Below are 14535 nucleotides of genomic sequence, written 5' to 3' on the forward strand. Positions count from 1 at the left end.
TGGAAGTAATTCACATTTCACATTACTTAGATAAAACAACTAGGGGGAACGATCGTTAGTGTAGATGTTAGCTTATTTACATTTCACAGTACTTAGATAAAACCGGTGGTGCAGCATCAATCCCGTATGGGGAACAAAAGAATGTACATTTCACATTACTTAGATAAAACCATTCGATTGTGTTTGGTGATGATATGATGATGCGTATTTACATTTCACATTACTTAGATAAAACCGCCGCCTTCAGCTGATCTAAATATCTCGTATTCGGATTTACATTTCACATTACTTAGATAAAAGATTTCTCTGCTGCTGTTTCTTGTGCGGTACAAGGAACATTTACATTTCACATTACTTAGATAAAACGGGGATTTCTCAATTGATGCGATGGGTGTAAACGAATTTACATTTCACATTACTTAGATAAAACTGTCGATAGCTTGAAGGGTGCCTGCCGTAATAAAGTATTTACATTTCACATTACTTAGATAAAACACATCGAAATCACAAAACGTGAAATATTAGTGTCAGATTTACATTTCACATTACTTAGATAAAACCATAATCCGATGGGATATCAGCATGTGCTACCAAATTTACATTTCACATTACTTAGATAAAACATTGGGCAAGCTGATTTAGCTGCAAATGCGATTGTATTTACATTTCACATTACTTAGATAAAACAATGCACGAAATCAAGGTCAACGCAAAAATAAGCACATTTACATTTCACATTACTTAGATAAAACAAACCCTACTTTTTCAATTTCATCTTTAATTTCGCGATTTACATTTCACATTACTTAGATAAAACTGGGCTTATGACACGAATGTCCGTCGTTTTTTCGAAATTTACATTTCACATTACTTAGATAAAACATTTGACGTGAATACACAGGTAGTATATACCAATATTTACATTTCACATTACTTAGATAAAACCCGTTCCATTTCGTCCCTACTCCCATCATACCTCAACACCCCAAATCTGTCGACCTCCAGAAAAAATTGTTTTTTCCCTACCTACTCCACTTCCTCCATCCCATCAAAAACACCAAATCCCTTCCAGCGCAATCGTTTATCAAAATCTGTCGATCTCCCCACTTTTTTGCGTTACTGGTGGTCGACAGATTTCTTATGTGATGGAATAACTTCTTTGTATTTTATAGGGGGCTCCGATAAAATAAGCCCAGTTGCTCGTTAATGAAAAATGAGCAGCTAGGCTTATTTGGATGTTATTTTTGAAGGATCGCAAAATAGTTGTTTTCATTATCAGCAAAGTTGAAGACACGGCCCATATTTGGGACGTCGATTAGATCGCCAACTGTGATGCCTTTTGATTTGAAATCTTCGTACATGGCATCAAGGTTCTCTCCATACAAGAGGATCGATGGTGTTCCTAGATTCATTTCTGGTTGCATTTTGGCAACGGCTACTTTGTCTTGGAGCACGAATTTTGTTGCGGAATCTTTAGTTGGTGCGATTTCAATCCAGCGCTGTCCGTCTGTTGGTGCGCTTTCGGAGGTGATGACAAAACCTACTTTTTCTGTCCAAAATTTTGCTGATGCTTCTTGATCGTTGACGTAAAGCATGACTTGACCGATTTTATGAATCATTTCTAATTCCTCTTTTCTATTGCTTTTTGATTGCTTGTTTAGTATAGCAAGATTCGGAGGGGGTTTCAAAAATTAACTATGCTTTGCCTGTGGAGCCGAATTCCTGGATTTTTGCTTGGACGGTTGCTGTGATTGCTTTGCGGCCTGGTTCTAAGATGACTTGGGGTTCGTGTGTGTCGGGATTTTCGGTGAGTGCTTGGCGGATTGCTGTGAGCCAGGATTTATTGCACTCGGTGTTGACGTTGATTTTGGCGTGGCCAAGCGTGATGGCGCGTTTGATTTGGTGGGGCGGGATGCCGGATGCGCCATGGAGAACGAGCGGGATCTGGATGGCGTCTTGGATGGCGGCCATTTCTCGGAATCCTAGGACGGGTTCGCCTTGATAGTTGCCGTGGACGGAACCGAGTGCTGCTGCTAGTGCGTCGATGCCGGTTTCTTTGGTGAGCATGACGCATTCTTCTAGGTCGGCGTAATTGATGTTGCCGATTAAGCCGTCTTCGTTGCCGCCAACCGTGCCTACTTCTGCTTCGACATCGACGCCGTGCGCGTGGGCGTAATCGGTGACATCTTTGGTTAGGCGAATATTTTCTGCAATCGGATATTTGGAGCCGTCGAACATGACGGATGTGAAGCCGGCATCGATAGCTTGTTTGCAGCGCGCGACGGTGGTTCCATGATCTAAGTGGAGCACGACGGGGATTGTAATACTGTATTCTGTGATTAGATTTTTAACCATCGATGTGATCGTTTGGAATCCGCCTAGAAAGTCTATCATTCGATCTGACGCGCCGATGATAACGGGGGCTTTTTCTTTTTCGGCGGCGATTAGGATGGCGTGAATCCATGATAAGCCATTGATGTTGAACTGGCCAACTGCGTATTTTTCGCTGTGCGCTTTTTTAAGTACTTCGTTTAGAGTTACTAACATATTATACCTCCTCGTATTGAAACAGAATCCACGAGCTTTTGTTGCCACTCGTGGATTTCTATGCTATATGCTGAAATATTTGGACACTACTTTGACGGTGGTTTCTTTTGCTTTTCGGATCGTTTCTTCTGGTGTTAATTTGTAATACTCTGGCCTGAAAAGTTCTACGGAAACAACGTCGGAATACCCGATTTCTTTTAAGGTTTGGATGTGCGCGTCAAGGTCTATCGCACCGTGGCCTGGCCAAACGCGGTCATCATCGGTTAACAGGCCGATTTGGAAATCTTCGGTGTCATCGATGTGAAAAATGAAGATTTTGGAGCCATCTGCGTTTTTTAGGCTATCGATATTAGAGCCCATCGCGTGGAAATGGAAGGAATCAAATACGAGACCTACATTTTCGCGATTGACACTTTGAACGATATCATACGCATCTTCAAATGTGTTGACGGTGCACTCTGGATGTCCAACAAATTCAACGGCAATCTTGACGCCATGTGTTTTTGCAATGTCGGATAGTTCCTCGAGTACCGCTACGCTACTTGCTTTGATGTCTTTTTTCAAAATTTTATCGGTCGTTACGAGTGGAACTGCCACAACATATTTCGCGCCAATTTTATCACAGATTGCCATCATTTCTTTAAATTCTTGAATGATTGCGGCATGACCAGCTTCGTCACGATTGTTGAAAAATACAAGCGCGTTTAGAGCTAACGGTTTAATGTGATGTGTCTTGAAATACTCAGCGAGCTCGTCAATGCTATGTGTCTCTAAGTACTCTGGCAGTTTGTCCATACTCCTAATTTCGATATAATCGTAGCCATTCGCTTCACAAATCGCTAAATCTTTTTCTAAATTAGAGTTTTCAAGTGTCGTTGCTTCATTGAAACATAACTTCATCGTGTGTCTCCTCTTTTCTTATTTAGCTAAGGCCTAGACCTTTTTTCATCGTTTTTAGCATGAAATCACTGGATTCATCGGCTTTATCAACCCAAGCAAAAACCGCATTTGTCGCGATTCCATCGAATTTCATCTCGCGCATTTTACGGAAAATCGTATCAAAATCGACCTCGCCTTGTCCGATGTTGAGATGTTGGTGAATCGTCACTTCGGCATCGGGTGGATTCACAATGTAGCGCAGGCCATACGCAGCTTTGTGGTTAAATGTATCGGCAAACAGGACTTGATCGAGCAGATCGCCGGCTTCGTCTAGCATTTTGCCAACATCACCAACGCCGTCATCGTAAAAGAACGTGTGCGCCGTTGAGTAGACGAGTTTAATCCAATCTTTATCCAAGGCGCGAATCATATCGATAGCTCCAGCATTGGTTTCGATAAAGTCGAGTGGATGGGCCTGCAGGTTCAGACGCACCCCTTCTTTTTCGAAAACAGGCATGAGCTCATCCATTGATTTTACGAACTTCTCTTCGCATACGACCGGATTGTATTTCGTGCCACTGAACTCGCTATTCATCAAATCAACGTCTAGTTCGACGGCGATTTCGATGGCGCGTTTCCAATTGCGAACCGCAGCGACACGACGTTCCTCGTCTGGTCCCGCCCAATTGTAGAGCGGTAACAGGGACGAGATTTCAAGGCCAGTATCTCGCAAGCATTTTTTCACGAGTTTTATTTTTGCTTTGTCGACTTTTGGATATTTATAAAACGGACAGAAATCCTCGCGTGGACTGAGTTCGATGTATTTATAGCCAAGTTCTGCGGTTTTGTAAATCATTTGTTCGATCGTCATATTATCGCGGAACATACTTGGATCAAGCGCTAACTTCATTCTTTTTCGCTCCTTTTTCTTCGTAGAATGCTGGTCGTTCATCGAGTTCGATAGATTCGGTTGTGCCTGATTCTTGGGCTTTCACGCATGCAGCGGCTGTGACAGATGCAATATAGCCGTCCCATGATGTTGGCCCTTGTGGTGCGCCGTCTTTGTGAATGGAATCAATGAAGTCTTGAATTTCGATATCGTAAGCTTCTAGGAACCTGTCTTTCCAATCCATCAAAATATCTTGGCTCAGCTTGCCACTTTTGCGAGTGATGATGTTGGAGAACTCAGGTAATTTCACGATGCCTTCTTCGCCGATCACTTCGCACTGAATGTCGTAACCGTATTGGCAATTCACGAAAACTTCTACAGTAATCGAGATGCCGCCTTTTGTTTCAATAATCATAATTTGTGGATCGCGTAAGTGCGGTAGCGCATGTTTGGTTTTCTTCGGATAAACGACTTGAACGCTGGCATAGTCATCATTTACAAGCCAATGCAAAACATCGATTTCATGAATCAGCGTGTCCGTCACGGCCATATCGGTTGAATACGTTTCTGGTACAGTAGGATTTCGATGGGCACAGCGAATCATTAGCGGCTCACCGATTTCGTTCGCATCAATCGCTTCTTTCAATTTGACGTAACCATGATCGTATCGGCGCATAAAACCCACTTGCACCAAGCGTTTTCCGTGTTTCATTTCCGCGTCGACAATACGGCGTGCCCCTTCTGCTGTTGTTGCTAGCGGTTTTTCACAGAAAATGTATTTCCCTGCTTCGATGCCCGCAAGTACGCTCTCTTCGTGCGCTGGTCCCCAACTAGAAACGAGTATCGCATCGACATCTTCGGCCGCGATTAGCGCTTTATCATCTGGATATACTTTGGCATTTAAGTTAAAATTTTCAATGGCTTGTTGTGCGGCAGCTTGGTTGACATCGGTTACAGCAACGACCTCAGCACCTGCTAGCGTGTGGCTAATCCGTTTAATATGTTCGCGTCCAATGGCACCTGTTCCAATAACTCCAAATCGTAAATTCATCATTTATTCCTCCAATTCATAGATTTATAGCGCTTTCATTTACTTAAATTTAATATAGTTCCGGAAATAATATTCGATCTGCTCTAAAGAATGACCTTTTGTTTCTGGTAAGTATTTTTTAACGAAAAGAATCGCAAAAACGCCGAGTACTGCAAACATGAAGAATGTGACGGATAGGCCAACGTTTGCCAGTAAAATAGGGAATGAAAAACCAACGAGGAAATTCGTAATCCATAAACAAAATACGGTGGTTCCCATGCCTATTCCGCGTAATCGTTGCGGGAAAATTTCAGAAAGCATCAGCCACGTTACTGGTGAAATCGCGCCTTGTTGGAACGCAAGGAATGTGACCGTCAAGCTTAGAACTACATATGGTAGCGCTTCAGTTCCTTGTAGTAACATCGACAAAATTCCAATTAAAAGTAAGGCGCAAGTCGTGCCTATCAGCCCGGTAATCAGCATTGGTCGCCGTCCTACTTTTCCAAGCAAGTAAATGCCTAGGAAGGTTGCGGCCACAGATATGACGCCATTCGCAATGTTCCCAATCAGCGCTGCCTCGGTCCCAAACCCTGCATCTCGCAAAATTTCAGTGCCGTAGTACATGATCGAGTTGACGCCGGTAATTTGCTGGACAATCGCGATTCCGACTCCGATAAAGACAATTCGCCTCACCCAAGGGACACTCAAATCTTTGAATGTCGCTTTTTGAATTTCTTTTTCAGCGGCGATGTTATCTTTGATTTCTGTTAACTCATTATTCGCCTCATTTTCTTCTCGAATTTGTTGTAACACGCGCAAGGCATCGCCAATTTTACCTTTGGAAGCTAGCCAACGTGGACTTTCTGGTAAGATCAGCATTCCGAACCACAGAATAACGGCTGGAATCGTTGCGATCACAAGCATGTAACGCCATACGTTGCCATCTTCACCAAGCGTTGTTCCAATGATAGCATTGAACGTGAAGGCAAGCAATTGACCGGTTACAATCATCAATTCATTTTGCGTTACCATCCGACCCCGTCTATGCGCGGGGGACATTTCTGCTAAGTATGTTGGTACAGTTACCGAAGCTCCACCGACTGCAAGCCCTAGTAACACACGGAAAATGACCATGACACCCATATTCGGCGCAAATGTACAGCCAAGTGTCGCGATGAAGAAGATAATCGCCAGCGTCATGATATTTCGTCTACGACCACTACGATCGGATAATCTACCGCCAAATATGGCACCAAATGCAGCTCCAAATAGGAGGGAACTCGCCACAATACCTTCTCCGGCAGGCGATAAATTCAGTTGACCTGCTTTTGACATGTAGGGAAGCGCTCCGTTTATAACACCTGTATCGTAACCGAATAACAAACCACCAAATGTTGAAATAATTGTGATTAGTCGCAAGTAAGCTTTCGGCGTTCGTTTATTCGCTGGCGCCTGTTCCAAAGCTACTTCCGGACCCGCTTGTTCTGGACTTTTCATATCGATCGCTCCCCTATTTTTGCTTGTAGCAAGTTCTCATCAATGTATTTCCTAGCAATTAAGGCGTACTCCAAAGGATTGGCCACAGCGGGATCTTGCTCTGCTTCAATGACAATCCAGCCGCTATATCCAGATTTCTGTAAGCGATTGTATACTTCGACAAAATCAATGCAACCATCGCCAGGTACGGTGAACATGCCTTTTAAAAACGACTGCAAAAAGGAGAGCCCTTCTTGTTTACACGCAGCCATCACGTCTTTTCTTACATCTTTAAAATGAACGTGCGCGATTCTATCGATATGTTTTTCAAGCAGCGCCATGTAATCGCCTTCCGCGACGAAAATATGACCTGTATCGTAAAGCAAATGAACGCGCGCGGGATCCGTACCAGCCATCAGTTGATCCACTTCTGCAAGCGTCTCGACACCAGTTCCTAAATGATGATGGTATACCAGTTTCAAATCATGCGCATCAGCAATCGTACCAAGTTCATTGAGTCCCTCGCATAATTGCGTCCATTCTTGCTCGGTGAAATGTGGTTTTTCCGTGAAAACGTTCTTCGTCAATCCTTGAATGCTATACGTTTGTTCCGATACAACCGCGACATTTCCGTTCACTTTTTTCAAGTAAGCACAGTGCTCCGTAAACGCTTTTTTTGCCGAATCGACACCATCACGAATGATAAAACTGCTAAACCATTGCCCGGCGATTCTCAAATTCCGAAGCGCGAGCTCTTTATTTAGAACGTCCGCTTCTGGAAAAAAACCGCCAACTTCCGTGCCTTCAAAACCAGCGACTACGATATCACTCAGTAGATGCTGCAACGTGTTTCCTGCTCCAATTTCCGGTATATCATCGTTGCGCCAGCCGATCGGCGCGATTCCCCATGTAATCATGAGCAAATACCCCCTATGGTATTAGTATTTTTTAGCTTTCTCCAATTTCTTTTCTATAGCTTCATGCGCTTTTTGAATACTATCTTTCGTGGAAACTTCTGAAACGCCAACGTGCCACCAAGCATCATAGCCATCTGACATCGTTTTCGGTAGGACTTTCATTTCGATCAGCGTGGAAACCGTTTGCTTTTTAGCATCCTCAAGTGCCGCTTTTAACTCAGGAATTGTGTTAGCACGGTAAGTTTTCGCGCCATAACCTTCTGCTACTTTAGCGTAATCGATATTCATAATCTGGTTATCCGCCGTTCTAAATTCACAGAAATAACTATCGCTGCCGTGCTCCATTTGCAGATTATTAATACAGCCAAAACCGGAGTTATCGAACAGCAGAATGTTGATTTTGTGGTTATATTGCAGTGCCGTGATAAACTCGGAATGAAGCATTAGGAAACTGCCGTCACCCGCCATCGCATATACTTCTTGTTCTGGCGCAGCGAGTTTAGCGCCCAGTGAACCGGAAATTTCATACCCCATGCACGAATATCCGTATTCTAAATGGTACGTGTTTGGAACAAGTGGGTTCCAGAGTCGTTGCAAGTCACCAGGTAAAGAGCCAGCTGCCCCAACTACGATGCTATCTTCGGCAACTGTATCATTAATTGCAAGAAACGCTGCCGTTTGCGATAATTCCGTATTTAGCGCATCCGAATATTCATTTAAAATTTCTTGTGAAAATTGGTTCTTAATTTCTGGGTCAAAATTATCACGCTTAAACGTTATATTAGCAAGGCGATCGCGCTCTACAAGCCATGTTGCTTTCAAAGTCGCCACTTCCGTGCCATACGTTGTTTCATAATTACCGAGTCGTTCAGCAAGAAGTTCGAGTGTCACTCTTGCATCCGCCACCACTTGGAAAGCATCTAATTTATACGCTTGCGGGCGGCTCACATTGATGTTCAAAAAGCGTGTTTTGTCCCAATTAAAAGCCGTTTTTGATGACGTCGTGAAATCCGTATATCGCGTGCCGATTCCAATCACCAAATCTGCGTTTCGAATCACCGAGTTGGCAGCACTTGTACCGAGGATTCCCGTCCCACCTAGGTTATTTTTGAATTGAAATTCTACCGTTGATTTCCCAGCATGCGTCTCCACTAGCGGGATATTATGTTTTTCCGAAATAGCGATCAATACCTCGCGAGCTTCCGAATAACGCGCGCCACCGCCAACAATGATCACAGGTCGTTTACTTTCCCTGATCCGTTCCAGCGCCCCAACAAGTTCCCGTTCCGTCGGTGCTTTGCGATCGATATAATGAATCCGCTTTTCAAAAAATGCTTCGTCAAAATCGTACGCCTCGCCTTCCGTATCCTGACAAATACAAACCGTTGCAGGACCTGATGTTGCCGGGTTCGTCATCACTTCAAAAGCGCGTAACAAACTGCTCATCAACTGCTCGGGACGCGTCACCCGATCCCAATACCGAGAAACTGGCTTCAGCGCGTCATTCGTCGTCACCACCGCACTATAATCCTGCTCCAATTGTTGCAGAACTGGATCTGGTTGTCGCGTCGCAAATGTATCCGCTGGCAAAAGCAATACAGGAATATTATTCGCAAATGCCGTCCCAGCTGCCGCCACTAGATTCGCCGATCCAGGACCTGCCGATGTGGAAATCGCAAAGATCTTTTTCCGCAAGTTTTGTTTCGCAAAAGCGATCGCTGCATGTGTCATTCCTTGCTCATTTTTGCCTTGGATCACTTTCAAATGACCTGGATCTTCTTCCAATGCCTGACCGATTCCGACCACATTCCCATGTCCAAAAACTTGAAATAACCCTTCGACGTATGGCGTAATTTTGCCATCAATCGCGACATACTGCTGATTGATAAATTTTATTAAAGCTTGTGCCGTTGTTAGGCGAATCGTTCCCATTTTATCTTCCACCTCTTTTTTTAAACTTGTGCCGCAATCAAATCTTCAATCTCCGAAACACTTGGCATCGCCTCAGATGAACTATGTTTACTAACCACGATCGAAGCCGAAGCACTTCCAAATTTCAGCGCTGTTTCAATCGATTCTCCAGTAATAAGCGCGTACAGGAACGCCGAAGCATAAGAATCTCCCGCACCAAATGTTTTCAAAACCTTCGTCATGTAAGCCTTGCCGCGGAACGTTTCGCCTGATTTTGTGTAGGCGTATGAACCTTCCACACCGTGTTTAATCACGATCAACTCTGGCGTATGCCCAAATAGTGCCGTCACTGTTGCCGCGTTTTCACCACCAACATGATTTTCTAACATATCAAATTCATCACGCGTTCCAATAACGATATTCGCCTGCTCAGCAACCAGCTGATAATAAACCGCCGTTTCTTCCGTTGTTTTCCACGTATAAGGACGATAATCCAATTCAAAAACAATTTTCACATCGTGCTGACGCGCCAATTGAACCGTTTTCAAAATCGCTTCACGAGAAGGACTTTGCGACAACGCCGTACCCGAAATCACGAGTGCTTTTGTGTTTTTTATATAATCTTCATTGATTTCATCCGTTTGCAAATATAAATCCGCTACCTGATCACGATACATTAAAATGCTACACTCATCTGGACTCTTAATCTCCGTAAACGCAAGCCCCGTCTTATGTCCATCCTTATCCACGATCATTTCTGACGTATCCACACCGACATTGCGCATATATTGTTCAATAAAACGGCCATGTTGATCATCTGGAATTTTGCCGACAAAACCAACTTTCAAGCCTAATTTCGCCGTCCCAATCGCGATATTCGCAGGCGATCCTCCCACATATTTAGAAAAAGTCATCGTTTCTTCCATCGGACGATTATACTCTACCGCGTTCAAGTCGATACAAGCACGCCCCACTGCGATAACATCATATTTTTTCGAATCATCAAATTGATATTTCATTTCACGTTTCTCCTCCTCATTTTCGATCTAAAATCCATTCATGCGCCGGATCATTGTGGAAATTCCACGTCCGCACAGGTCCCGCCATCACATTTAAATAATAAGAAGTATAGCCATCGGGCACACCAACTGGATGATACCCCGCCGGAACAAGCACCACATTGCGATTTTCCACCGTCATCGTCTCATCAATCGACCGATCATCTGTATAAACCCGTTGAAAAACAAAACCTTGCGGTGGATTCATCTCATGATAATACGACTCCTCCAAAAATGACTCTACCGGCAAATTATCCTGATCGTGCTTATGCGGTGGGTAGCTCGACCAGTTGCCGCCTTCCGTATACACTTCCACGACCAGCAAGCTATTCGCTGTCGTCACCGAATCAGGCAAAATATTATGCACCGTCCGCTTATTATTATATTTCCCGCGCTGTTCCGTCGAATTCGCCTCCGCAGGAATCAAAGTTGTTGGCAATTGCTTTTCTGATGGCGCATAGCACAGTGCCACACGCGCCACATCCGATTCCCCCGTCACTCGAAACGCTCGATCATTGGAGATATAAACACTATCCGTCGGTACCTGTTCAAAAACACTTGATCGACGCCCAATATTCACAAAAGTCGCGTCATGATCCGTCACCGTTATTCTCCCAGTGAGCGCTACAACACAAACTTCCAATTTCCCAAGCGACTCCTCATACGTCTCACCCTGCGCTAAATCGATCATTTTAAAACCGACATATTTTAGCGGAGAATCTCCACCAATCGCCACATCTTGCACGACTTTATTCGCAGTTTCTGGTTTCCGAAGTAAATTTACCATCCTCGATCACACCTCCCTATTCGTCAAAATTCGGTTTTGGATAACGCGCGGTTACCACTTTTTTACGAGTATAAAAATCTACACTATCTTTACCGTTCGCATGCAGCGTTCCGAAGAAAGAAGATTTCCAACCAGAGAATGGGAAGAACGCCATCGGAGCAGGCACACCAAGGTTCACGCCAAGCATTCCAGCATCGATGTTCTCACGGAAGTACCGAATCGCCGAAGCATTCGTCGAGAATAGACAAGCCCCATTCGCAAACTCCGATTCATTCGCAATCGCGATTCCTTCTTTCAAGTTTTTCACCCGAATAATCGATAGAACCGGCGCGAAAATCTCATCCTTCCAAATCGTCATATCGGTTGTCACACCGTCAAAAATCGTTGGTCCCACAAAATAACCATCATCAAGCGCATCACTTCTGCCATCATATACCAGATTCGCACCTTCCGCGATTCCTTTTTCGATATAATCAAGCGTCCGTTGTTTGTTCTCCGCACGAATCACCGGGCCTAAGAAAACACCATCATCGAGGCCGTTACCAATCTTGATCTGGCTCGCACGTTCCTTTAACTTAGCGATAAACGCATCCGCAATCGATTCTTCCACCGTCACGACCGCACATGCCATGCACCGCTCACCCGCAGAACCAAAAGCCGCCGCGATAATGTTCGTAAGCGCATCATCCATGTTCGCATCCGCAAGCACGATTGTATGATTTTTCGCACCCGTCAAAGCCTGCACCCGTTTCAAGTTCTCGCTTCCTTTTTTGAAAACGTACTCACCAACTGGCTTAGATCCAACAAACGAAACCGCTTTAATTTCAGGATGTTCCAAAATACCATTCACCACATCATGCGCACCGTAAACGACATTGAACACGCCGTCTGGAAGTCCCGCTTCTGTAAATAACTCCACAATTTTTTCGGTTAATAAAGGCGTACGTTCCGAAGGCTTCAAAATAAACGTATTGCCGACCGCGATCGCCATTGGGAACATCCAACATGGCACCATCATTGGGAAGTTAAACGGCGCAATCCCACCAACAACACCAATCGGATAACGGTAATTCGTTGCCTCCACATCCGTTGCAATCGATGCCAGCGAATCTCCCATCATAAGTGTCGGTGCACCAGCTGCGAACTCCACATTCTCAATGCCGCGTTGCACTTCACCAAGCGACTCCGTCAAATTTTTCCCATTTTCAAGCGTAATCAGCCGTGCCAATTCTTCTTTATTTTGGAGTAACAACTGCTGATAATTAAATAAAATCCGAGCTCGGCGAGGAACCGCAATATTCCGCCATTTTTCAAAAGCCGTTGCCGCTACTTGCGCCGCATAATCAAAATCCTCCCGCGTCGAAATCGGCACTTGCGCCACAACTTCCTTCGTCGCCGGATTATACACATCCTCATAAACTTTCGTCTTGCTCGCTACCCATTCCCCATTTATAAAGTTTTTCAGCTTTCTAACCTCTGCCATTCCATTTCCTCCTTCATATATAAACGCTTTCATAATTCCAATCGTAAAAGATGAGCTAATTCGACCGAAAGATAACCGTTCAGAAGTCATCTCTTGGTTACATCTTGATTACATTCTATACTTACAATGAGTAAATGTCAACCATGAATTTACGTTTTTCAATCAAAAGATAACCACTAATCCTTATTAAACCAAGGAAATATATCAAAAAACGCATATTATTGTTACATGTTGATTAACTTTTGAATATGTGTTAAAATTTAACCAAGTTACCAACCGGATAGGAGAATGACAAATGAAGGAAAAAAGGCTCCAATTAGTGGAAGAGTTTATTCAAGAAAAAGGCACGGCGTCCCTAGACGAATTATGTGAGCACTTCAACGTCTCCAAGAATACAATTCGTCGCGATATTAATAAGATCCTCGAAAACGGCACCATTCAAAAAGTGTACGGTGGCGTCACCACAACATCTGACCGCTTGATTCCTTTTGAGAATCGCGATCATTCTAACCAAGAAGAGAAACAAATCATCGGAGAAATTGCTGCCGGGTATATAGAAGAAGACGAAATCATTTTCATCGATTCCGGTACAACGACACGCAACATCATCGAATTTTTGCCGAAAGGAATCAAAGTCACATTGCTGACGAATAGCCTGGATATTATCAACGCTGCCGCGACCCTGGAAAATATTAATTTGATCATTATCGGTAACAACTACAAGCGCAAAACCAAGTCATTTGTAGGCATGGACGACTCGAATACAATTGATAAATACAACGTGAATAAAGCTTTCATGGCAGCAACTGGGGTCTCGATTTCACACGGTCTAACAAACTCGGACCTGCTCGAATATGAGATTAAAAAGCGAATTGTGAGCAAAACCGAAGACATCTTTTTACTCGCTGATCAATCCAAATACGATAAGTCCACATTGCTCACCTATTGCCCATTAGAAGATGTGAGTACAATCGTTACCGCGCAACCACTTTCAGAAGAATACACTGCTTTTTGTGAAGAACATAATATCCAAATCGCGACCAAATAATAGAATGAGGAGATTTTAAAATGCCATTATTACGATTTGATTTAATTAAAGGACGCGATGCCGCGGACGTAAAAAAATTGCTAGATACCGCGCATGATGCGATGGTAGAAGCGTTTGACGTACCTGCGAGTGACCGCTATCAAGTAGTCCACCAACATGAACCGTACGAAATGATCATGGAGGATACAGGACTTGGATACGAGCGAACAGAAAAATTTGTACTATTAAGTATTGTGAGCAAGAAGCGTACCGCAGAACAAAAACAACGATTATACACACTGACGGCAGAACGACTCGCTTCTATTTGCGGGATTCCATCAACCGATTTGATGATTTCGATTACGGAGAATGAAGATGCAGACTGGAGTTTCGGTTTAGGCGAAGCGCAGTTTATCACTGGAAAATTATAAAAATAAGTCATGCGTATAAAAACAGCTGAAAAGCTAATTTTATACGCATGACTTGTCTTATTTTAAATATTTGTATTCCGAGGTTAAACCAATTATCTCA

At 43.7% G+C, this 14535-nt stretch carries 13 protein-coding genes and 1 CRISPR repeat array (1 of these 14 running past the window's edge); of the genes, 2 read left to right on the plus strand and 11 right to left on the minus strand.

Features of this window, described 5'->3' with window-relative positions; all coding sequences use genetic code 11:
* Nucleotides 1–945: a CRISPR direct-repeat array (repeat unit 29 nt; unit sequence ATTTACATTTCACATTACTTAGATAAAAC); it begins 57 nt to the left of the window's first position.
* Between the two features lie 293 nt (nucleotides 946–1238).
* The 11 genes from UE46_RS13225 to iolA form a co-directional block, all read right to left on the minus strand.
* Nucleotides 1239–1619 (minus strand): VOC family protein, encoded by a 381-nt coding sequence (locus tag UE46_RS13225; protein ID WP_036059368.1) that lies wholly within the window; start codon nucleotides 1617–1619, stop codon nucleotides 1239–1241.
* A gap of 76 nt (nucleotides 1620–1695) precedes the next feature.
* Nucleotides 1696–2547 (minus strand): class II fructose-1,6-bisphosphate aldolase, encoded by an 852-nt coding sequence (gene fba, locus UE46_RS13230; protein WP_036059367.1) that lies wholly within the window; start codon nucleotides 2545–2547, stop codon nucleotides 1696–1698.
* A 63-nt stretch (nucleotides 2548–2610) separates the two neighbouring features.
* Complete coding sequence (iolI, locus tag UE46_RS13235; RefSeq protein ID WP_036059365.1) at nucleotides 2611–3447, minus strand: 2-keto-myo-inositol isomerase; 837 nt, start codon at nucleotides 3445–3447, stop codon at nucleotides 2611–2613.
* A gap of 22 nt (nucleotides 3448–3469) precedes the next feature.
* A complete protein-coding gene (locus tag UE46_RS13240) occupies nucleotides 3470–4336 on the minus strand; it encodes a sugar phosphate isomerase/epimerase family protein (protein WP_036059363.1) in 867 nt (288 codons plus the stop codon).
* Nucleotides 4320–5366 (minus strand): bifunctional inositol 2-dehydrogenase/D-chiro-inositol 1-dehydrogenase, encoded by a 1047-nt coding sequence (gene iolG / locus UE46_RS13245; RefSeq protein ID WP_036059361.1) that lies wholly within the window; start codon nucleotides 5364–5366, stop codon nucleotides 4320–4322. Before iolG ends, UE46_RS13240 begins: the two co-directional genes overlap by 17 nt.
* A 39-nt stretch (nucleotides 5367–5405) precedes the next feature.
* Nucleotides 5406–6842, minus strand: a complete 1437-nt coding sequence (locus tag UE46_RS13250; RefSeq protein ID WP_051492811.1) for a sugar porter family MFS transporter — start codon at nucleotides 6840–6842, stop codon at nucleotides 5406–5408.
* Entirely contained in the window at nucleotides 6839–7738 is a 900-nt protein-coding gene (iolE, locus tag UE46_RS13255; RefSeq protein WP_036059358.1) for a myo-inosose-2 dehydratase, read from the minus strand. Before iolE ends, UE46_RS13250 begins: the two co-directional genes overlap by 4 nt.
* A 21-nt stretch (nucleotides 7739–7759) precedes the next feature.
* A complete protein-coding gene (iolD, locus tag UE46_RS13260; RefSeq protein ID WP_036059356.1) occupies nucleotides 7760–9670 on the minus strand; it encodes a 3D-(3,5/4)-trihydroxycyclohexane-1,2-dione acylhydrolase (decyclizing) in 1911 nt (636 codons plus the stop codon).
* Nucleotides 9671–9690: 20 nt separating this feature from the next.
* Entirely contained in the window at nucleotides 9691–10668 is a 978-nt protein-coding gene (gene iolC, locus UE46_RS13265) for a 5-dehydro-2-deoxygluconokinase (RefSeq protein WP_036059353.1), read from the minus strand.
* Nucleotides 10669–10684: 16 nt separating this feature from the next.
* Nucleotides 10685–11494 carry a 5-deoxy-glucuronate isomerase gene (iolB, locus tag UE46_RS13270; RefSeq protein ID WP_036059350.1) on the minus strand — a complete coding sequence of 270 codons (810 nt, stop codon included), beginning with the start codon at nucleotides 11492–11494 and terminating at the stop codon, nucleotides 10685–10687.
* Between the two features lie 16 nt (nucleotides 11495–11510).
* Nucleotides 11511–12977, minus strand: coding sequence for a methylmalonate-semialdehyde dehydrogenase (iolA, locus tag UE46_RS13275; protein WP_036059347.1), 1467 nt, complete (start codon nucleotides 12975–12977; stop codon nucleotides 11511–11513).
* Between the two features lie 295 nt (nucleotides 12978–13272).
* Between iolA and UE46_RS13280 the strand changes: the two genes are divergently transcribed.
* Both UE46_RS13280 and UE46_RS13285 read left to right on the plus strand, forming a co-directional pair.
* Nucleotides 13273–14025 (plus strand): DeoR/GlpR family DNA-binding transcription regulator, encoded by a 753-nt coding sequence (locus tag UE46_RS13280; protein ID WP_036059343.1) that lies wholly within the window; start codon nucleotides 13273–13275, stop codon nucleotides 14023–14025.
* A 20-nt stretch (nucleotides 14026–14045) separates the two neighbouring features.
* The gene (locus tag UE46_RS13285; protein ID WP_036059341.1) at nucleotides 14046–14435 is read left to right on the plus strand and encodes a tautomerase family protein; all 390 of its coding nucleotides are present in this window, start codon (nucleotides 14046–14048) and stop codon (nucleotides 14433–14435) included.
* Nucleotides 14436–14535: the final 100 nt, after the last annotated feature.

Origin of the sequence: Listeria weihenstephanensis (assembly GCF_003534205.1) — a bacterium.
Classification (GTDB): Bacteria; Bacillota; Bacilli; order Lactobacillales; family Listeriaceae; genus Listeria_A; species Listeria_A weihenstephanensis.